Genomic DNA, 21,505 nt, shown 5'->3' on the forward strand with positions numbered 1-21,505 from the left:
GGTAAACCGATTCTTTTTACAGTGAAAAAGTCAAGAAAAAGCGGTAAGACTTTACTTTAGCTGTTTAATTTTTTTCATCATTTTGTGAAAACCTTCCTCTCCCATTGTTAATAATTCTTTCTTCATTTGTTGATTGACTAGGCAAAAAGCAGGGATTCCTTGAATACCAAAAGATTGTGCGATTGCATAGTTTTGATCTAAAACTACAGGAATTGTAATCTTTTTTTCCTCTACTCGTGTTTTCACAAGCTCCAACGCTTTCTCTTCAGCTGTATAAGGTACATGAACGGCAATGACATGAAAGGTTTCAAGATTAACTGTTTCTTCTAATAACTGATCCGTTAATTCACTGCAATACGGGCAGCTAATTGACCAAAAATAAAACAAAAGCCGATTGGATGATGGAAAATCATGGCCATTTTTTGGAACGTTCAGCCACGGCAAGTCTTTTGTCATTGTTTGTATTAAATCCATGTGCTGTTCCTCCTCATTGATCCTTTAGTTGCATAGCGATAATTTTACCAATTGCTTCCTCCGCGGCAAAAGGACTGACCATTCCGGACGGCTTATCCAGTTCTTCTTTTAGACACTTCAACATAAGAGGTTCAATTTTAGACGGATCGATCAAGGAGATTGCCCATGATGCCCAAAAACGCGGTTTTCCTTCTGTATTTCGTGCAACTTCAACGAGGGCGTTCAGACTGTGATGTCCGATTCTCATTAAGGATAAAGCAGCTGACATTCTTATATCTTCGTCGTCATCTTTTAAAAGCGAAGCGAGTTCGGGAACTGCTTCCTTTGCATCTGCACCAAATTCCCCCAGCACAACGGATGAAATCATTCGGAGGGATTTCTCATCTTTTAAGGCTTTTATGAGTATTGGGACAGCGGCTTTTCCCGTTTTTTTTAGCTCTTTCACTCCTTGAAATACCGTTGCTTCATCGCTGCTTTTTAGTTTCGTTAAGGCTTGAGAGATTATTTCATTTGAACTCATGAAAATTCATCTCCTTAAGAAAAAGTATTAAATCCCTTCTGATTCAACGTTCATATTGATAGAAAGATAAGAATAAAATCGTGCTTAACACGATCATGAAAAGAGGCAGCCAATAGAAAAGAAGGTTTTTGAAAAGAAAAAACAAAAGGATGTAACAAAGGGTGCTCCCCATACAAATGAAAGCAAAATTTTTATAGTATGAAATCAGGCTGAGAGAGGGGTCTTTTTTATATGTTCTAACAAATGCCGCCCAGCGGATGGAAAGCATGAGCATGTATCCTCCAAGCCCGTACAAACTAAATGAAAGGAAATCTGTAAAAGCAGTGTTGAAATGGAAATGCCACATACCCACGCAATAAAGATAAAATAGAAAGATCCAAGCGGTATTCGAGCCTTCCAGCAGCAATGCTTTTTTCCATAGTTTTCCCGGCAGCAAAAAAAGATCTCCAGACTTTGCATGTCTAATTAATCCTGAATAGTAGGAACTGCTGAAAAAAGCTCCGATTGTTAAAACGACCAAAATATAAAACCAATAAATGTTTTTTGCAATGAAAACGGGAACTAAGATGAGAAGAACAAACAAATGAGTAGCATGAAAAAAAATGTATTTCTTGGCAAGCAATATTTCGAGCCAAAGGAAAGAAAAAATACCGTTTAATCCTTTCAGCCCCCACCATGTGTGCATCTCTTTCAGGCTGTTTTTAAAAAAATCGGTTTGATGATCTTGAAACTCCGCCCAAAAATCAGCTTCTTTTACCAATTTTTCTTTGCATTCCGATTTTTTCGTTGTTATTCGAATAATCATGAACGAAAGGGCGATCATGATTAGAAAGGCAAGAAACCCTTGCAGCAAAAAGCTGTTTGTAAATAAATAGCCGATAAAGCCGATATGGTGGCTAATATACTTCTGCCAAATCAATTCATTGGCTTGAAAAAAAGAACCATAGAGAGCAATACCATATATAACGGTGAGAATGAAGGCAACAAAGGAGAAAGCAATTTTTGTTCCTTTTACAGTTCTGGCACAGGACATAGCCATTATCCATGATTCTAATAAAACAATGAGACAAAGTAATCGGATTGATTGTGCTGTTAACCGGCCAAATGGATTTCCTGCCAAAAAATAAACGGCATCAGCTGTGATTCCTGAGAGAAGACAGAGCAACCCTTTCCAAGACAATCGCCATAATAATATGGAATAAACGATTTTAGTGAAAGAATAAGGGGCGGTATAAAGCCATATGACGTCTTGCATGAGCCCAGGTATGCGGTTGGAAAGCAGCCCAAAAATGGTCATGACAATAAAAATTCCTGAGCAAATCCATCCTGTATAGGCAATGTCCCAACTTCTGGAATTAGCCCCCCATTCAAGTTGAAACAGAAAAAACCATATAAATAAAACAAAAATGAACAGAAAGAATTTTATCCCGTGTTTTTGGCTATCGATTTCTCTTTTCGCTTGAAGGAACAAAAATGACCAAATATTAATCATTTGACCAATCCCCTAAACTGCGTATGACTTCTTGCTTCCAGGCTGGATATTCTTCGTTGTTTTTTGGTACGGCCATTTCTTTTACAATACGGCCTTCTCGAATTAATAACACTCTATTAGCCGTTTCCAATACAAATTCGAGGCTGTGGGTGGATATGAGAATGGCGCTATGATGTTTTGATTTACGGACAAGCCAGTTGGCAAGCCATTGTTTGGAAGAAATATCCAAACCGATTGTTGGTTCATCCAATATATATATAGAAGCGTTTTGTATAATGGCGCCAGCCAAAATAACCCTTTGCTTTTGTCCCCTTGACAATTGCCCGCTTAATCGATCCGCCAACGATTCAATATTTACCGCTTTTAAAGCTTCATAAACTTTTTTTTGAAGGTCTTTTTTTTCAACTTTGAAGGCTCTGGCGCGAAATTGCAAATGTTCCGCTACGGTTAAGGTAGGGTACAAATATGGGTGATCCGGAATTAGCGAAGCGGATTGCTGCGCTTCAACCGTACCAGGGGAATGCCCCGCAATTTTGATCGTCCCATCATCAGGGGTGTATAATCCAGCGAGACACCTAATGGTTGTTGTTTTACCTGCCCCGTTTGGCCCTAATAAGGCTACGATTTCTCCTGAATGAACGGAAAAAGTTATATCTTCTACACCATCACCGTTACGATATTTTTTCTTCAAATTGGTTACTTGGATGATCTTCATGCCTCTCCTCCATTGTTATACTGAGGGTTGTTTGAAGGTTTCACTGGCCTTCAATTTTTTCTGGAAAGTGTAATCCCAAAGCGGCTTCATGACAAGAATAAAATTGTAAATAAAATGAATGGTTAAGGAGGACAGAAAACCGAACTGGATGAAAAAGAATCCCAGTATAATGCCAAAGATCACTAATTGGATCCATCTGATCCATCTGGGATGAAATCCTGTTCCTTGGTGCATAATGGCCCATAGAATGGAGGAAATGATGATCGCCAAAGCCCAATTGCCGCTCAACCACCATATCGTCGGAATGATCAACAAACGGTAGACTGTTTCCTCTGCAATGGAACTTTGCAGGCCGATGCTTAATCCTTGTTTAAATGTAAAGCCTGACAAGTAAATGGTACGATTGGACAACTCGGGAGAAATTCGCAGCCAATTTTTCTCTTCCAGCCATGAAAAAATTGCTGAAAAAAAACCTAAGCAGCCGATGCCGACACTTAAGCCGACGAAAAACTGCCATACAGCATTATCAAAAAAAGCTATTTGGAGAACATTACTCAAAGAGTGCCCTGCCAATGAACATATATATACGACGAAACCTGTGGCCAATCCTGCTAAAATTGCCGATAAGATTCCAAGAGCATAAACCGTTTTTATGCTGAGGCGGGAATCATAAGTATTGACGATGCTCAGTTGAATGTCTTCTTTTATTGTTATGATGTTACAAAAGAATAGAACCGCCCCCAGCAAGATGCTTGCAGTGATGCCGGCATTTTGGCGAAGGTTGATAAGGATGATGATCGCTGCAATAACGGCCAGGCATGACGCTAATACTCCCGTCATATTTAAGGTAGATTCCATTTGCTCTTTCTTAACCGCTGTTTCGATGTCTTCTGTCAATATCTCTTGTTCTGAACCGATATAGAATATTTGCCCGTTATGGATTTCAACCGTTATTTTCATTCTTACTGGTTGAGATTCGGCAATATACCAGTACGTTTCAATATTTTCCAAGTCTTCTTCTTTTCTGCCTGCACCTGTGAATTGAGATGCAGCCCATAATCCATTATCTGAGACGGCAAGCTCTTTTTTTAATTGTTCCGGAGAGGAAAAAGCGCCTTTATGTTTCGCCATTTCTTTCTTTGACAGGTTCGCGGTGTAAAACGTAATTTCTCCATTTGAATTGATGCCAATGATGACTGATCGGTTTTCTCGAACGAATCTAATTCTCCATGATTCGACTAAACCCCAATGATATAAAATATGGCGAACTTTGCTTAACAATCCTAGGTGATGCAGCATATTGACGGTATTTCGGTCGTACCAATACATCGCATAAAAATCCCAATCTGATACATCAATGCCGGAATACCGTTTAATGAATTGCACTGCCAATTCCCGAGCTTCTTTTTTATGTAATAATAGCGATTCGTACGTTTTTGGTTTGAATTTGTAAAACAGAAAGGTTCCTGCAATAGGAAGGATGATCCATAATAAATGGATGATGGTCGTCATCATGGTTTAACCTCAGCTTCTTTTTGAATGGTAAAAGGCAAATCGGCTTCAGGTAATTCTATCTTTCCTATACATCTACATTGTTTAGCAAGTCGCTTCGCTTGCATTAGCCTTTCCGGTGAACCGATCTCCTGCATGCTGTTTTTTAAGACGTTTCCAAGGGATGTATCTTCAATTTGACAAGGTGTAACTTGTCCATCCGCACGAATATACCATGACAAAAATCCCGGCGTGCAGAAATCTGTAAGACTATCATTTTGATGGTGGTCTTCCCAATCCATAATAATGATTTGATCACTCCATCTTTTTTTGGCGTCTGCCAACTGCTGCTTTACTTTCTCCTTCATTTCGCTTGTCATGTCTTGATATTCAGATGCTCTGCCTACGGGAATAGTTTGACCCGCACGAAATACAACTGCGCCAACTTCCACCGATTTTTCGATTACTTCATAAACTTCTTTGTAGTTGAGTTGGTTAACAGTCATAGCAATGAGGACGGGAACCGATGATTGAGCAAAACGTTCGGCATTTTTCAAGCTTTCGGAAAATCCTCCTTCTCTCCCTCTTAACTTGTCATGGGTGCTGCTGTTTCCATCTATACTTATTTGGACACTGACATTTCCCAAGTGGCTGATCAGTTCAATCTCATCGTCGCGCCAATTTAGGCCATTGCTAAAAAGGTTGACGTTCGTAAATAAAGAACTGGCTGTGGCAATGATTTTCAAGAAATTTTTTGTTAGCTTTGCTTCTCCGCCTGTAATGGTGATGTCAGCTACACCGTGAGATGCGAGTTTTTGCAACACTTTTATCCATTGGGAAGATGATAGTTCATCTGGATACGGTTTTCCTGAGCTTGCATAACAGAAAGGACACTTCAAATTGCACATATTTGTTAATTGAAGGGTGCAGCTGATTGGCAAATAGTACTCTGTAGATCCGGTGATCATCAAAGGGTGATTTAGCAGGCCTTTTTTCCACGCTGATGTAAATGGATGTGAATCTAGCTCGTTATTTAATTCTTCCTCACTTACCTTTTCTTTTGAAAGAATCTCCCAAATTCTTGCCGTTTTTTGAACACTGTTATTTTTGGCAAGCATTAAAGCTAATTCTGTTCCCCTGCCGCTAAGTCTAAAATAGAACATGCTTTTTCTGTCAAGCAAAATGGCCCCATGAGGTTGGAAGTGGATCGCAAATTCTGGTGAAGTGTTAGTTGCCGTTTCTAACAATTTTGACATAAAATCCTCCCTCTATAAATGTTGATATATCAATGGTTGTAGCCATTTTCAGGGGTGTCAAAAAATTTTTTTTCGACACGTTTTCTAACTTTGTTTCTCAAATCTGTATATATATGACATTGGATGGGTGCGCTTCACTGCCACTACTCCTTTACTTTAGGGAGCAGTTAAAAAACTGCTCCATTGCAATCCTTTTGAATATAATGGTTATAGCAGGCGCATTGCCGGATGTGGGAGCCAGCAGACTCTAGTCATCGAGATACTTTTTGAGGCCCAGCAGCTCATACATCCAGCCGCTTTCACAATCGAGGTGCCTGCTGGCTTTTTCAGTTCCTTGATAGCTGTTGGCTCCCACTGTTTTTTTTGCTTCTCCATAATCCCATCTCCTTCCAATTAAAAATGGTCATTATTGGAATAAAATATAACTGTTTAAAATTTAGCATAGCGATAATGTCGAAGTAAGAAATAAATTGTCATTTTGTTATAAATTTTTGAAAATTTAATATAAAGATTTCATAACAGCTTGTATAGGTGCAAGAGCTGTTTATTATTGATACAAGTTTCATGCTTATTAGCCTTTTGATACAGGATGTCCGTTTCAGCAACCGGTAAGCCTTATCATCCATCCAGCGATTAGCGATTTACGCTACGGTTTTTGTATAAACTCAAATCCATATGAAGACCTTGCCACTTCCTTCACCTCAGCCCTTTCAGTTATAAAGCGTTTCATTGATGAAAGGCATTTAGAGCGCCACAACAGGAAAATGAAAAAAATATATAAAGCGCGGCGTGACTATGTAAAAAAATGTTTGACTGAACAATTTGGCGACACAGTTAAAATTTTTGGCGATTCCACCGGTTTGCATTTAGTCGCAATTTCAAAACATCGTGTTTTTAATCAAGTAGTAAATGAAATAATGAAGAAGCATAAAGTGAAAATTTATCCTGTAGAAGTTCATGCTATTCAAAAAGGAATCCATCAAAACAAAATTATTTTAGGATATGGAAATTTAACAAAAGAAGAAATTGCGGAAGGCATTTTTAGATTAAGGCAGGGAGGTATTCATCGTGGGGCATCTAAACGTTTGATGAAGATGAAAACATGTAGGATATTCATTTTAAATGTCGATAATAAAATTGTCCAAACATGCCCATGAAACGATAATATTGACCAAATACAAAATTTGATGAGAGTGCTGTTTATGGAGGTAAGTTTGCTGGGACTTTAAGTCATGCAGGGTTTTAATCAAACGTTTGTTTAAGGGGTTAAACTCTCTCACAACTTTGAGGGGGTTTTTTTATGTGCTAAAAATTCGTTTCAAATGAATCAATTTCAGAGGATTTTATTTCATCAAATGAATTATCATAGACAGCCCCCGAACAAAACGGGGAAAAAGTTGGTATCATGCAAAACCACATGTATTTTGCCCTTTTGAGTTTTCGCTGGATCTTCAAATTCTAAGCGAATACATTTTACTTCAAGTAGAATGAAAGACAGCGGATCTTAAAGCATGCCGGATAGTGCGTCTGCTAAGTTTAAATGCCTGTATTGATTATAATATACGTTAGTTTTTATGTTGATGGCACATCATTTTGCTTTCATTCGTACCGTCTATGCCGAGTTTCTTTTTCAACGCTCGGATTTTTTCCTCAGGCTCTCGGTCGGGATTTCTGTTTTTTCCCTTTTCAGCATTATGTTGCCTGCATTGAATTTAAATTTTTATTTGATTTGTTTGATGTTATAAGATATTATAAATCTGTAAAAAAGCGGAAGGATGATGGTTTGGATATGACTAACTAATTCTATCTTTAAGCTGCATTTTTAAGGAAGCGAATATATTTTCTGGATAGGATTAGTATGTGTTTGAAAATGCTAAATACAAATCACCGCAGTATGCCTGTAGAATAAACCTGCTGTCCAGAAAACGGAATAGCAGGTTTTCTATGTGCTTGAAATAGACCGGAAGAAAGCGTAGGTACTCACTATGTCAATGTCTCAGTGGAGAAAAATGATTATTTTAATGATTAACATGTTTATAACTATTGGAAGCTTCGGCATTATTATCCCCATATTGCCTGCTTATTTGGAGTCCATTGGTCAAGGCGGTACGGCAGCTGGTTTAATGGTCGCAATATTTGCAGGAGCCCAGCTTGTGTTTTCTCCAATTGCAGGGAAATGGACAGATCAGTATGGACGGAAAAAAATGATTGTTTTAGGATTAATCGGTTTAACTGTTTCTATGTTTATCTTTTACGCATTTGATTCCATTTGGTGGCTGTACGCTTCGCGTGTAGTCGGAGGGATAGGCTCCGCGCTTCTGGTACCCGCTATTTTTGCTTATATTGCCGATATTACGACAATTGAGCAGCGGGCTAAAGGCAACAGTTTCATATCAGCAGCCATGTCGCTTGGGATTGTAATAGGACCAGGGGTTGGCGGTTTCTTTGCTGATTTTGGGTTGAAAATGCCTTTTCTTGTTGCAACGATCGTCTCTTTAGCTGCTGTTATTTTTTCATTAACAGTTTTAAAAGAAAGTGTTGAACAACAACATACCTCGGAACAAAAAACGCAAATCAATGATGAGCCGATGTTAAAAAAATTGGTTTCGTCCGCTCATAAGCCTTATTTTATGCTGTTGATTATTACTCTTGTTATGAGCTTTGGTTTAATGGCTTATGAATCTGTCATCGGGTTATATATGGATGATCAGTTTGGGGCAACACCGCAAGAAATTGCTTGGATGGTTACATTAACTGGACTGATAAGTGTGATTGTGCAGTTGTTTGTGGTCGATAAGCTTGTCGGCCGCTTTGGGGAAGGAGCCGTTTTAAATTTCTTTTTAGGCGTAGTTGCAATTGGATTTTTCCTTTCATTGTTTGCCGACAGCTATTCTCTGTTTTTTGTCATCACCCTCTTGATTTTTCTTGCAACATCCATCTTGCGTCCTGTTTTGAACACTCTTATTTCAAAGATGGCTGGAAATGAACAAGGCTTTGCCATGGGGTTAAACAACGCCTATATGAGTATAGGAAATATATTGGGGCCGATGTTGGCGGGAATATTATATGATATTCAAATTTTGTATCCTTTCATTTTAGGATGCATTTTATTAGTGTTTACACTTTTTATTACTGTCTTTTGGCAAAACAAGTCATTGAAAAATACGAAACTGGCCAAATCCAAGTCGTCTAGTTAACGCTAAGAACTGTTGTTATTTCTCACCTTTTTTAGACCGAAGTGACAAGATGAATAGGCTTGTAAAAATCTATTCTCGTTGGGAAAATTGATTCCAACCCGTAACTTTTTTAAACAGTGCGGGAATGGATCATTTGCTGGCGCCGAAGTTCAATTGAAGCCGTCGTACAAGGAAAATAAAGCGCGATCGCTTGGGCGTTTACGGATTTTTGGACAGCCTCTTTAATCAAAGGCTGTCCTTTTTTTGTATTTTGGCATGCCATTCGCATGAAACGTATTCGACCAGCTTGAAATAATTGGTATTAGAAATTAGTTAGATAGTTTAAACTGTTGAACGAACCCGTTGAGCTCTTCTGACAGATTTGCCAACTTCATGGAATTTACTGAAATATCCTCCATCGAGCTGTTCGTCTGTTCGGATGCGGCAGATGTTTGTTCAATTCCTGCTGCAGACTGTTCAGCAAAAGAAATCCGCACAACATTTTTGCTTTTAAGCTTATTCTCATTTGCTTTCACCTCTGTTTTGATCTTTATTTTTGCATATGCCCATAAAGCAGGGGAGAAAATGAACTAAATGAAATGATAAAGATGAATAATTTTTATTCATATTAGATTATAACCAAATATGTTAATTATTGTAAATTTTAGCAGTACCTTTCCTTCTTCTAGACTAAAAAGAATTTGTCATATTTGGATGAAGAAATCATATACATTTAGTGAATTTTTTCACCTTGTTTTAAAAGAAAAATAAAAAGGTGCGGGGGGATATTGTGGATCATTATGTACAGGTGGAAAAAAGAATAGATGTGAGGCGAGACCAATTTGCACTTTCTGAAGGTTATATTCATTCTTCTTTAGAAACTTCGCCATGGGTCCCGTTTGTAGAAAACGTTTGGATACGCCATTTGTCTTTTGATATTCGCAGCAATACTTCCGTCAATGTTCTTCGTGTTGAATCTGGCGGTACACTTGGCAGGCATCGCCACCGAGGTCCTGTCACTGGTTATGTAATTAAAGGAAGCTGGTACTACAAAGAATACGACTGGATCGCAAAACCGGGAGATTTTATTCGAGAAAGTCCGGGCAGGACACATACACTCGTTTCCGACGAAGGGATGGAAACTGTGTTTCATTTAAACGGACCGCTTGAATTTCTCGATGATCAAGACCGTATCATTGAAACGGTAGATGTATTTTGGTTTATCGATCATTACTTAACTTATTGCGAGAAAAATAATTTGCCCATTAATAAAGATTTGTTTTTATGATCCTTTGAAATTAATACAAAAAATGATAGCGTTTACAAATATAAAGAACCGTTCTAGTTCGGAACGGTTTTTTTCATTTATATCTAAGAATTTCTATTTCATGAGTCAGTGCATTTGACATAATACCTTGTGGTTTCATATAATTTGAAACTAAATGATGTAAAAAGGAGCAAGACTATGGAAAAAAATCATCAAAATCCATTACAAGACATTCATCAATCAATTGTATTAGAAGCCTTAATTGAAAAAGTTTGGGAGGCGGCGGCTACGTCAGAGGGGATTGCGTCATGGTTCATGCCAAATGATTTTCAGCCAAAGCTGGGACATGAATTCCATCTGCAATCTCCTTTCGGGCCGTCTCCATGTAAAGTGGTAGAACTTGAACCGCCTTACCGCCTCTCTTTCACATGGGATACAGAAGGCTGGGTTGTTTCATTTATTTTGAAGGATTTAGGGGATAAAACTGAATTTACTCTTATTCACAGCGGATGGAAGCATCCTGACGATGTGCTGCCTAAAGTAAATGAAAAAAGCTCTGTTGTTCGTGAACGGATGAATCATGGCTGGATGAACATTTTAAAAAAATTGCAAAAGGTTGTGGAATAACAAAAAATTCATTTACGTTTTCAGATCCAGCTCGAGGAAATAACTTGGAGGAAAAGAAAACAGCAAAAAAATTAGGGAGATGATGATCTCCCCAATGCAATCGCCATATCGTCCGAAGAATAGAGGAAAAGGCGGCTGCACTTTTTTGAACAACTGAAAAAAAGATTTTTTATTAAATCTTTTCGAATACTTCCAATTTTAGCGGATGTGCTAAAGCTTCAGTCATTAAATAGGAAAGAGTTGATTCCGCGCCCCGATTTTGATTAGGGCCATCGGAGTTCAGACCGTCACAGCAGCTGCCATCGCTAGGATCGACTAAAGGAATGTGATGGTCATTTCCGCCATAGAACCAGTCTCGGCAGCGCAGTACAACTTGTAAGTAAGCAGAATCATCCAAAATATGATAAGCTTCGTTTGCAGCTAAAGCTAGTTTCATAACATCGATGGGCTGCTGATCCCAGTCGGCGCGATTGTGGCGACTGCACCAACCCCGGTTGCCGATTGGACGAATGGAGGAGCTGTTGAATCCGCCCATCTTTTCGATGAGAAAATCAAGACTCTCTTTGGCAATTCGCAATGTTTCATTGCGACGGTTGTATCGATAGGATAAAAATAATCCCCAAGGCAAAATTCCATTGGCATATGTCATTTGTTTTTCGAACCAATGCCAATCTTCCGTTCGGTGCTCTTTGTATGCTGTTAATAAACTATGTTCGCATGTTTCTGCCAATTGTTTAAGTTCATCTTCTGCTATTTCAAGAGAGGAAATGCTGTTTTTCTTTTCCATGAGCAGTTTGCTGCAACTGGCCAGCACCCATGCTTGGCTGCGGGCAAAACGAAGCTTGCGGCATGCAGAAAGGGCATTGCGCAAAATTTCTGCTGCCACATAGCGGCGGGCATTGTCATTAAGTTTTAAATAGGCCATTGTCACTGCCCAAACTGATCGACCAAGACAATCTTCAGAACGAGTTTCCGATTCAGGTGTTCGGTCATAATAAAAGTTATTATGAAACCATCCATCATCCCTTTGAGCCCAAAGCAAAAAGGCTAAATACCGATCAAGCATTCCGTAGAGTCTCTTCAATTCAGACGGTTCATCTTGAAGAAGCTCTATCCATTCAATACATAGCCAAAGGGCGCGCGCATTGTCGTCTGTTGAATATCCTTCTTTACGGCGCGGAATCCGGCCGAGGCAATGCTCGATCAACCCTGTATCGTCAGTTAAACGTTCCAAATGATCAAAATTAATATTTGGTTGGGGCAACGTGTTTCACCACGCTTTCGTTCGGCTCTTTCACACCCTTCTCATCCAAGTCCATTTCGCCGATTTTGGCAAACAGCTTCAAATATTGCATCCCGACAGTTGGCCAATGGGTTGCCTTTCCAATCTGCCGAATTCGATTTTCCCATTGGTGTAATGCATTGTCATCCATTAATAGCTCTTTTAATCGCTGTTCCCATGCTTTGATGTCGCCATACGGAAGAAGCAGTTCTTCACAGCCTTTTAATAAATCTTGCGCATGCTCGTATGGCGTGGAGAGAATCGGACGACCTATTCCAACGGCATAAGCCAGCGTTCCGCTTGTGATTTGCTGCAAGCCCGGATAAGGAGTTACATATAGGTCACACGCTGTTAAGTAGGAGACGAGCTCCTCTTCATTAAAGTAACGGTCAATCATTCGGACATTCTCTTCTAATCCGAGCTGACGAATCATGTTTTGCAGCTCTTCACGGTATGATTCTCCTTCCCGCTTTTTCACTTCAGGATGCGTTTGTCCCGCGATAATATATAACGTTTCCGGTACTTCACGGACAACTTCTGGGAGGGCTGAAATTAGAGACTCGATTCCTTTGCCGCGATTCAGTAATCCAAATGTAAGCAATACTTTTCTGCCTTCAAATCCCAGCTGGCGGCGAAGCTGAACCCGCTCGTTATCTCGAGGTTTAGGCGATCCATGTGGAATGTAGATAATTTTATTTTCGGGCAAATTATACGCTCGGACTAAATAAGAGACAGCCTTGCGGTTCATGACGACTATAGCGTCGCTTAAATCGGCGATTTCCTGCTGGACTTGCCGATATGGCGGCTTAGGATCAGAGAAAATCGTGTGAAACGTCGTGACGAGCGGTTTATTTAATGCGCGTACAAAGTCGACTATGTACTCTCCCGCTTCACCGCCGAAAATGCCGAATTCATGCTGCAAAACTACAACAGAAATATCGCTTCGATTGACCCGTTTGGCCATCTTCACATAAGCTGAACGATCTTGCATTGGCAAAGGCCAAAATCTCGGATTATTTTCATATACATTTCTGTCATCATTTTCATTATAAAGTACAATGATTGGATCACGATTACCGCGTTTGCCAGCAGCGCTTACGTTTGTAAATACATGTTCAGTGAAGGTAGCAATACCGCAGCGGCGCGGAGGATATGTGCTGACATATGCAATTCGACTCATGCTTGCATCACCCTCTCATATTGGTTCAAGATCAAGTTGTCGTACACTTTACCTTCATTTAAGAATGTCTTGTAAGCCATAATACTGTTGTTGACACGAATATTATCGCTTATGCTTGATTGATCCCAAAGAATAGAGTTTGAAAAATGCACTTTGGAGCCAATGCGGCAATGATCACCAATCACTGCAAACGGGCCAATTACTGACTGATCGCCTACCTCGACATTATCCCCGATTAAAACAGGAGGGATAAAGCGGACGCCAGATCCGATTTTGGTGTCTTTTCCTAACCAAACGCCCGGTTGAACTTGATTTCCGCGAGTAGGCAACGGGTTCCGATTTTCAAGAACGTCCCAATGAATTTTCCGGTAACGTTCTGGTGTTCCCATATCAAACCAGTAACCGCTGCTTATTTTTCCGTATACACTTTTGCTTTTTTGAATAAGGGTGGGAAATGTTTCACGTTCGATAGAAACTTCACGTCCTGCTGGAATGTAGCGCATTACTTCTGGTTCAAGAATGTACAAACCAGCATTGATCAAATTTGATGGTGCTTCTTCACGACGAGGCTTTTCAACAAAACGCAAAATCCGGCTGGAATCGTCCAGTTGAACGACACCGTAAGAAGAAGGGTCATCTACTTCCGTCAGTGCAATTGTGGCGATCCCGCCGCTTTGTTCATGAAATTCAAGAAGAGGAATCAAGTTTGGCAAGTGAACAATGTCGGCATTTACAACAAGAAATCTTTCCTTCAAAAATCTTTCAGCATTTTTGATAGCTCCTGCTGTTCCCATTTGATGTGTTTCATCAGAGTACTCAATGTCTACACCGAAACGTTTGCCGTCTCCGAAGTAATTTTTTATGACATCTGAACAGTGATGTGAGGCTATTACGAATTGGTTGATTCCTTGATCGCGAAGATAAGTGATGAGGTGTTCGAGCCATGGCCGGTTAGCAATGGGTGCCATCGGTTTCGGCAAATTTTCAGTTAATGGGCGTAAACGTGTTCCTAAACCACCAGCTAACAGTAATGTTTTCATTTGTCATCCCTCCATTAGTCTATGATTATGAAGTTCATAACAGATGGATGAATGAAAAATGAAAGTGGTGTATATTGTTAGCACTCAAACCTACTGGTTGCTAATAAATATTATAACAAAATTTCTTATATAAGTAAAATGTATGAATTTCAACTCAGTCGGGGGTTTTACTATACTTAATGAAAAAAGGGGCAAATATAACACCCTTTTGTTTAAAGTCTCTACTCCGATTGATAGAAGCTTAAAAAATGTTTGAAAAACCTCTAAGAAGAGTGCTGTTTGTTTTAATGTCTAATTATTCAGAAAATCTATCAAAAGCCTTATGAAATGATATAATCTCCTTGAATTTTATGAAGAAAGCAGGTGATATCGTTGAACTATTGTCAACAATGCGGACACCGATTAGAAGAAAATCAAACATTTTGTACGAATTGCGGCGCGAAAGTCGTAGAATCACAAAACGCCGTACAATCGCAAAATGTAATGAAGGCAGGGGAGGGATCAGGATCAAGAAGACCGGTGCTGGCAACGAAAAAATCTAAGATTTTTGCAAGTATTGGAGTTCTATTAATTTTAGTAATTGCAAGTTCATTTTTTATTGTAAAATCGGTCTATAAACCGACAAAACTGGCGGAAAATTTTATTCTAGCGATCAACAATCATGATGCAAAAAAAGTGGCTCATTTACTAAACTCGAAGCAATCGGATATAAAAATAGATGAAAAAGTGGCCAAACAATTAATTGACCATTATCAAATGAACCCATCGGAATTTTCTGAACTGAAAAATAGCTTGCATAAAGAAGCCGTTATTTATGAAAAAGGGGCATTTCCTGAGCATACAGATGCAGATATTTCGATCAATAAATTAGGAAAAAAATGGTTATTTTTTGACTATTATGCACTCATACCTAAAAATTTATATATTGTCGTAACGGCAAATCATGATAGCCATATTTACATAGATGGAAAAAAATATGAACCTATAAAAAAAGACGAAGAACGGACTTACGGGCCGTTTTTGCCAATCAATCATAAAGTGCAAGCAGTATACAAAGGAGAATACGCAGACGTAAAGCAAGTGGAAGAAGTTTCGCCAAGTGATGCAGAAGAAAATAAAGTGTACATAAATTTTGATTTAACTGGAGATTATGTATATTTATATTCAAATATTGAAGATGCCACTTTATTCGTCAATGGAAAGAGCACAGGTTTAAAAATTTCGGATGTAGAAGAGTTTGGACCAGTTGCAACAGACGGTTCGATGACGCTTCATGCCGAAATAAAAACTGCTGATGGTACGGTGAAAAGCAATAAAAAGACAATTAAAGAAGCCGGGGAAACGATTGATCTATTATTTGAACAAGAAATTCCAATGGAAGATTTCGAAGATGTTGGAGATTCATTAAAAGACTATCATGATGAACAATCGGAGATCGAAAATGTGATTATGAGCCATTATACTAGTATCTCAAGCGGTGACTACGAAACTGCATATGCAATGTTTTCCTCAAGCCGTCGCAGTAAAATTAGCTATGAAAAATGGTCTAAAGGGCTAAAAAACAATTTTAAAAATGAAGTTACGAATGTAAGTGTGGAAAGTATAGAAAATGATCAAGCGACAGTGAGTTTTCAATTAACTTCTTATGACAAACAGGACGACGGCTCCACATTAGTACAAGAATGGGGAGGGAAATGGTATTTAGTGAAGGAATCAGACGGCTGGAAATTAGCAACGCCTGAAATTAAAAAGCTAAATACTAGAACGGAATGAAATGGAAATCTTTGCTTCTCATTTTCGCCATATTTATTTTGAGTATTTTTGCCATTATATCAATCCCGAAATTGCCGCTCTTTCAGGAAAATCAAAAAACAAAGATTCAAGACCAGCATGAAGAACCGGAAGTAAAAGAAGCGGGTAATGTTGCAGCTTTGCAAGAAGAAAAAAACGATAAGAAAGAAGAAACGGTCGAAGAAAAAGCAGCTAGAATAGTGGATGATATGTCTTTGGGCGAGAAGGTCGGCCAGCTTTTGATGGTGGGCTTTAAAAGCACGGAAAAAGACGAGGAAATAACCGATTTAATCGTAAACAAACATATCGGTTCTGTCATTTTGTTTGACCGCAACATGGAGACTCCGGAACAAGTTGCGCAATTAAATAATTCTTTGCAAAGGCTCGCGCTGAAAAAGCGGTTTGGAGTGCCGCTTATGATCGGAGTGGACCAAGAAGGGGGAGACATTTTGCGGATGAGAGAAAAAGTGTCTCCCATCCCGTCCCAACAGAAGCTAGGGCAAGCTGCAAATGAAAAAGCGGTGTACGATATTGCTCTTCTGAACGGAAGGGAATTGGCTGCCATGGGATTTCATCTAAATTTTGCACCCGTTTTGGATTTGTCAGAGACTGACAGCCGATCTTTTGGTACAAATCCGGAAGCGGTCTATACGTATGGTGCAAAAGTGGTTCAAGGATTGCATGAAGCGAAGATTACAGCAACGCTCAAGCATTTTCCCGGCAACGGAAGAAGCAGTGTTGATCCGCATATTGACACTTCTTCTGTAAAAGCGGACAAATTGGATTTGGAGAATTCCGATATTTATCCATTTAAAAAGCTCATTGAAAATACAGATCACAATCAATTCTTCATTATGATGACTCACATTAAATATCCAAGTTATGATCCTAGCAAACCAGCAAGTTTATCTTCTGTTATGATTCAAAAGCTGCTTCGGGAAAAGCTGGGGTATAAAGGAATTGTTGTCACGGATGATCTTGAAATGGGCGCAGTAAATAAATATTATTCATATGAAGATATGGCAATCGAAGCGATTAATGCCGGAGCGGATTTGCTGCTTGTTTGCCATGAATATGAGCATCAAGTGGAGGTTTATAATGGCTTAGTGAAAGCAGTGAAAGACGGAAAAATTCAAGAAAAGCGCATCAACGAAGCGGTGACAAGAGTGCTAATCCATAAATTATCCACTATTCAAAATCCGATCGTTGATCCGCAATATGCGAAAGAAACAGTTGGAAGCAAGGAGCATAAAACACTGATCGAAAATTGGATGAATACAAAGGAACAGTGATTCAATTAAATTCGTAGAAGATCTTCATTCAATGTTTGGGCAAGCCGATTGTAGGCGGCTGCCCATGATATACCAATCAATAGAGGAGGACCAATAGAGGAAAATGATTTGTCATCAATGTGGAAATGAACAAGAAAAAGGAAATTTTTGTGGGAAATGCGGGGCAAAATTGAATAATGATCCAAATCTACAAGAAACAGCAGGAGGCGGCGGGGATCAGGCTTCAATTAACAGAAATCCCCAACCGTCTTATGGCCAAGCAGCTTCCACGCAAATGAATGAACATGTAGAAAAGGTTAAAAAGCAGTCAAAAGTATATGGAAGCTATTTCGTTCATTTTTTGAAACATCCGTCATCCATTTTTGGCAAAGAAAAAAATGAATGGGTGAATGGCTTTATCAGCATTATTTTATTTGTGTTCATTGTCACACTAACGGTTAGCGTTTTTGTCCGCAATCTATTTAAATCGGCAATTCATGGTACTCAAGGACTGATAAATGAGTTTTATGATGGACCTTCGTATATTTCGGTATTTTTTCATGTTTTTATATTTGTTTTTCTTATTGTTGCGCTCGTGTTATTGTGTATGTTCATTGTTAATAAATTGTTTGGATCAAGTGCATCTTTTCAAGAGGTAACAGCTATATATGGAGCACATCTTACCACTGCGATCATTGTTTCGCTTATCGCGTTATTGCTAGTTTTGTTAAAATCCCATGTTTATGGAAACATTGTGCTGATCATTTCACTTTTGCTTGCGATCGTTTTAATTCCATATTATTTGATAAGTGTACTGCTAACGAAATATTCAAAAGGAATAGATCCTTTATACTCATTTTTTATCTATGTTGCTATATTTTCCATCGTGTTTGCGATTTTTATCGGTATATTGGCTGATTCGGCAATGGGAAGAATTGTTGATCAATGGAGATATTTTTGGTGATGGAGTGACATTAAACATTTTGAACGAATCTAAATATTAGCTGCTTTAATTTTCATACAATATAGACTTACACAATGAGTACCGTTAAGCCTTAAAAGCATCAGATCACCTTCTGCGTTGGTATGCCCGCCGCATACCAGCGTTTCATATGTTAATAGGCTGATTTTCATCTATTGTATGATATGACACTTTAAGTTAAGCCGTTATGAGAAAATTGGAAGCAGTATGGAACAATTGGCCGATATTCTAGGCAAACTATAAGCTGAAACTGGACATATTTTAATCGTTTGCCTAAAATGAAGCTAAAGGAAATACCAAAACAATCCAAAAAATTGTTTTCAAAGGAAGGTGATGCTCAACATGGATGCAAAGGCGAAAAAAACGGCTTTACGTGGAATTACATATGGCTTGTACATTGTCGGAACGAAAGATGAAAACGGTGCCAATGGATTTGCTGGAAATTGGTTGACGCAAACCTCTTTTGAACCGCCTTTAGTTGCAGTTGCCGCAAAAGCGGGTACACGTTCACAACAACAAATTGCCAAAAGCGGAGTATTTAGCGTCAATATTTTGGAGACGGGTCAGAAGGACATGGTTACTGCCTTTTTCCGATCCATTGAACCGGAAGGAAACAAGCTGGCTGGATACGAATTTTATACGGAAGAAACAGGATGCCCGATTTTTAAAGATGCGTTGAGCTTTTTTGAGTGTAAAGTGGTGGAAAAAATAGAAAAAGGTGACCACTATATTTACGTCGGTGAAGTGATCAATGCCGGCGTGCATCGGGAAGGCGATCCGCTAACATTGAAAGAAACCGGTTTCTATTATGGAGGCTAAACTTTTTATAAGAATAATGTTCCGGTTAAAAAGACCTGCAAATTTTATTATTTGAGACAAAAAATAAGAATATAGTTTTGTTCGGCTAAAGATTGAAGCAAGATTTTAAAGAATAAGCGATGATGACTTACGATTATTTGAAGCGGGCGTTCATTTTCGCCTGCTTCAAGCGTTTTTTTCAAGTGAATGTACGTATTATAAGTATATGAATTCATTGAAATTTTCATAAAAAAATAGTATAATACGACTTATTGTACGAATCATGTAAATTATTTTAATAAATTAATTTTAAAAAATTTCTCATGGTGGGATCAATAATTATGGATAAGGATAACAAGCTATCATTTTCATCACTTACTGTTATTGGTGTTATGTTGTTTGCCCTATTTTTTGGGGCGGGGAATTTAATATTTCCAGCTCAGCTTGGACAAAATGCCGGGGAGAATCTGTGGTTTGCTGTGACTGGATTTATTATTACTGGAGTCGGATTGCCGTTCCTCGGGATTATTGCGATGAGTTTTTCTGGAAGCAGTGATTTACAAGAGCTTTCTAGTAGAGTTCATCCGACTTATGCCGTCTTTCTCACATCATTGCTCTATTTAACAATTGGTCCTTTTTTTGCAGCACCGCGGACTGGAACTGTTGCGTATGAAGTCGGTATTGCGCCGTTTGTTGCAGAGGAATTTCATCAGGTTGGATTGCTTATTTATACACTGCTATTTTTTGCTGTGACTTTTTGGTTTTCTTTATATCCGGCTAAAATTGTTGATAATGTTGGAAAACTTCTAGCGCCTGGAATTGTGATTCTTCTTGCCATACTTTTATTTATGGTAGTTGTGAATCCTATTGGGGATATTGGTTCAGCGCAAGGAGTGTATAAAACTCATGCGTTCGCTCAAGGCTTTATAGATGGCTATAATACAATGGACGCCCTTGCATCACTTGTATTTGGCATTATTGTGATCAATGCCATTCGCAAATTAGGTGTAACATCAAAAAAAGATATTATGAAAGCTACAGCAAAATCAGGAACTGTTGCCATTTCACTGCTTGCACTGATTTATATAGGAATTGCTTATTTAGGAGCAACAAGTACAGAAGCTTTCGGAATTTTTGAAACAGGCGGACCAGTTCTCAGCAAAGCGGCTTCACACTATTTTGGCACATTCGGCTTAATTATGCTGGCTATTATTATCATTCTTGCATGTTTAACGACTGCCATTGGTTTAATAACGGCGAATGCTGAATATTTTCATAAGTTGGTTCCGAAAATCGGCTATAAAACGTGGGTTGTCTTCTTTAGCTTACTTACTTTTGTAATAGCAAACTTTGGATTAACGAACATTATTTCATTTTCTATCCCTGTCTTAATGTTCATCTATCCGCTTGCGATTGTTTTGATGTTATTAACGTTCTTGTCGCCGTTTTTCAATCATGCTCGTATTGTATATGCTTCAACGACTGGAGTTACATTTTTAATTAGTATTTTTGATGGTTTGAAATCATTATGTAATTCACTTGGAATTGATTATTTCGGATGGATGGTACCGATTGTTTCGTTCTATGAACAAGTATTGCCATTTTATAATCAAGGACTCGGCTGGTTTATTCCAGCGATCATTGTCATTATTATTACAGGTATTGTCGGAAGGGTTCAGGCCAAATCAACTGTTAGAGCGTAAAATGTTCTATTATAATAATAGAAAGAATAGTTTGAATTTTTGCAAGCTATAAAAAAGGAACTTTCTTAAGGAAGGTTCCTTTTTTTGATCAAACTTGACCATTGACAATTTTTTATAAAGTAAAGGAAGATTCTTTTTATTATTTAGTGATTATGGTATTTTTTTTGTAGAGGTTAAAGTCTATCCACCCTTCGCAAGTTCGGATTTAAAAATAAAGGATATTTTAGCAGCTGCTAGAAGTATCCCCTTTACAATATAATGGAATGATATCAGAAGCTTTGAAGATGTATGCCGTTCATTAGACTTTATTAATTGAGAGAAAAACTTTAAGGAAGGGAAATAGGAATATATATTGTAAGGGTAACATCGGCCGCTAGATGGTTCTATGTTCGGCAGCTGAATGCAATTTGTGATTAGTTGATGAACAGAAAAGAAGGATT

General features: G+C 38.6%; 20 protein-coding genes. 9 read left to right on the plus strand and 11 right to left on the minus strand.

The window, feature by feature from the left end:
• Positions 1-51 precede the first annotated feature (51 nt).
• The 7 genes from RI196_RS01455 to skfA all read right to left on the minus strand — a co-directional run bounded on the left by RI196_RS01455 (position 52) and on the right by skfA (position 6,323).
• Complete coding sequence (locus RI196_RS01455; protein WP_094244947.1) at positions 52-474, minus strand: TlpA disulfide reductase family protein; 423 nt, start codon at positions 472-474, stop codon at positions 52-54.
• Between the two features lie 13 nt (positions 475-487).
• Positions 488-994, minus strand: a complete 507-nt coding sequence (locus RI196_RS01460; RefSeq protein WP_063386519.1) for a HEAT repeat domain-containing protein — start codon at positions 992-994, stop codon at positions 488-490.
• Between the two features lie 43 nt (positions 995-1,037).
• Positions 1,038-2,486 carry a sporulation killing factor system integral membrane protein gene (gene skfF / locus RI196_RS01465; protein ID WP_311066778.1) on the minus strand — a complete coding sequence of 483 codons (1,449 nt, stop codon included), beginning with the start codon at positions 2,484-2,486 and terminating at the stop codon, positions 1,038-1,040.
• A complete protein-coding gene (locus RI196_RS01470) occupies positions 2,479-3,201 on the minus strand; it encodes an ABC transporter ATP-binding protein (RefSeq protein WP_117017012.1) in 723 nt (240 codons plus the stop codon). Before RI196_RS01470 ends, skfF begins: the two co-directional genes overlap by 8 nt.
• Positions 3,202-3,216: 15 nt before the next feature.
• Complete coding sequence (locus RI196_RS01475; protein WP_232515641.1) at positions 3,217-4,716, minus strand: CPBP family intramembrane glutamic endopeptidase; 1,500 nt, start codon at positions 4,714-4,716, stop codon at positions 3,217-3,219.
• Entirely contained in the window at positions 4,713-5,948 is a 1,236-nt protein-coding gene (skfB, locus tag RI196_RS01480) for a sporulation killing factor system radical SAM maturase (RefSeq protein ID WP_117017014.1), read from the minus strand. Before skfB ends, RI196_RS01475 begins: the two co-directional genes overlap by 4 nt.
• 207 nt (positions 5,949-6,155) lie before the next feature.
• Entirely contained in the window at positions 6,156-6,323 is a 168-nt protein-coding gene (skfA, locus tag RI196_RS01485) for a sporulation killing factor (RefSeq protein ID WP_063386524.1), read from the minus strand.
• 389 nt (positions 6,324-6,712) lie between these two features.
• Here skfA and RI196_RS01490 point away from each other — a divergent pair, with 389 nt between their 5' ends.
• Entirely contained in the window at positions 6,713-7,105 is a 393-nt protein-coding gene (locus RI196_RS01490) for an aminotransferase-like domain-containing protein (RefSeq protein WP_242513800.1), read from the plus strand.
• Between the two features lie 828 nt (positions 7,106-7,933).
• Positions 7,934-9,145, plus strand: coding sequence for an MFS transporter (locus RI196_RS01495; RefSeq protein WP_130157519.1), 1,212 nt, complete (start codon positions 7,934-7,936; stop codon positions 9,143-9,145).
• 308 nt (positions 9,146-9,453) lie between these two features.
• Here RI196_RS01495 and RI196_RS01500 read toward each other — a convergent pair whose 3' ends face one another.
• The gene (locus RI196_RS01500; RefSeq protein WP_130157517.1) at positions 9,454-9,660 is read right to left on the minus strand and encodes a hypothetical protein; all 207 of its coding nucleotides are present in this window, start codon (positions 9,658-9,660) and stop codon (positions 9,454-9,456) included.
• A 254-nt stretch (positions 9,661-9,914) separates the two neighbouring features.
• Between RI196_RS01500 and RI196_RS01505 the strand changes: the two genes are divergently transcribed.
• Both RI196_RS01505 and RI196_RS01510 read left to right on the plus strand, forming a co-directional pair.
• Positions 9,915-10,412 carry a 2,4'-dihydroxyacetophenone dioxygenase family protein gene (locus tag RI196_RS01505; protein ID WP_207225788.1) on the plus strand — a complete coding sequence of 166 codons (498 nt, stop codon included), beginning with the start codon at positions 9,915-9,917 and terminating at the stop codon, positions 10,410-10,412.
• Positions 10,413-10,589: 177 nt separating this feature from the next.
• A complete protein-coding gene (locus tag RI196_RS01510) occupies positions 10,590-11,018 on the plus strand; it encodes an SRPBCC family protein (protein ID WP_066250478.1) in 429 nt (142 codons plus the stop codon).
• Between the two features lie 172 nt (positions 11,019-11,190).
• Here the strand turns inward: RI196_RS01510 and RI196_RS01515 are convergent, their stop codons facing one another.
• The 3 genes from RI196_RS01515 to RI196_RS01525 are packed head-to-tail and all read right to left on the minus strand — an operon-like array spanning position 11,191 to position 14,520.
• The gene (locus tag RI196_RS01515; RefSeq protein WP_063386529.1) at positions 11,191-12,282 is read right to left on the minus strand and encodes a hypothetical protein; all 1,092 of its coding nucleotides are present in this window, start codon (positions 12,280-12,282) and stop codon (positions 11,191-11,193) included.
• Complete coding sequence (locus RI196_RS01520; RefSeq protein ID WP_063386530.1) at positions 12,263-13,480, minus strand: glycosyltransferase family 4 protein; 1,218 nt, start codon at positions 13,478-13,480, stop codon at positions 12,263-12,265. Before RI196_RS01520 ends, RI196_RS01515 begins: the two co-directional genes overlap by 20 nt.
• Complete coding sequence (locus RI196_RS01525; RefSeq protein WP_063386531.1) at positions 13,477-14,520, minus strand: nucleotidyltransferase family protein; 1,044 nt, start codon at positions 14,518-14,520, stop codon at positions 13,477-13,479. The genes RI196_RS01520 and RI196_RS01525 overlap by 4 nt, the downstream gene beginning before the upstream one ends.
• 372 nt (positions 14,521-14,892) lie before the next feature.
• Here RI196_RS01525 and RI196_RS01530 point away from each other — a divergent pair, with 372 nt between their 5' ends.
• The 5 genes from RI196_RS01530 (at position 14,893) to brnQ (ending at position 21,065) form a co-directional block, all read left to right on the plus strand.
• Positions 14,893-16,293, plus strand: a complete 1,401-nt coding sequence (locus RI196_RS01530; RefSeq protein WP_158640151.1) for a zinc ribbon domain-containing protein — start codon at positions 14,893-14,895, stop codon at positions 16,291-16,293.
• Positions 16,290-17,603, plus strand: coding sequence for a beta-N-acetylhexosaminidase (gene nagZ, locus RI196_RS01535; protein ID WP_311066779.1), 1,314 nt, complete (start codon positions 16,290-16,292; stop codon positions 17,601-17,603). The genes RI196_RS01530 and nagZ overlap by 4 nt, the downstream gene beginning before the upstream one ends.
• 103 nt (positions 17,604-17,706) lie before the next feature.
• Complete coding sequence (locus RI196_RS01540; protein WP_311066780.1) at positions 17,707-18,546, plus strand: DUF6574 domain-containing protein; 840 nt, start codon at positions 17,707-17,709, stop codon at positions 18,544-18,546.
• Positions 18,547-18,906: 360 nt separating this feature from the next.
• Positions 18,907-19,383, plus strand: coding sequence for a flavin reductase family protein (locus RI196_RS01545; protein ID WP_063386534.1), 477 nt, complete (start codon positions 18,907-18,909; stop codon positions 19,381-19,383).
• Positions 19,384-19,703: 320 nt separating this feature from the next.
• Positions 19,704-21,065: a branched-chain amino acid transport system II carrier protein gene (brnQ, locus tag RI196_RS01550; RefSeq protein WP_063386535.1), complete on the plus strand. Its 1,362-nt coding sequence runs from the start codon at positions 19,704-19,706 to the stop codon at positions 21,063-21,065.
• The last annotated feature ends 440 nt before the right edge of the window (positions 21,066-21,505 follow it).

Source organism: Aeribacillus composti (assembly GCF_031760945.1).
Taxonomy (GTDB): domain Bacteria; phylum Bacillota; class Bacilli; order Bacillales; family Aeribacillaceae; genus Aeribacillus; species Aeribacillus composti.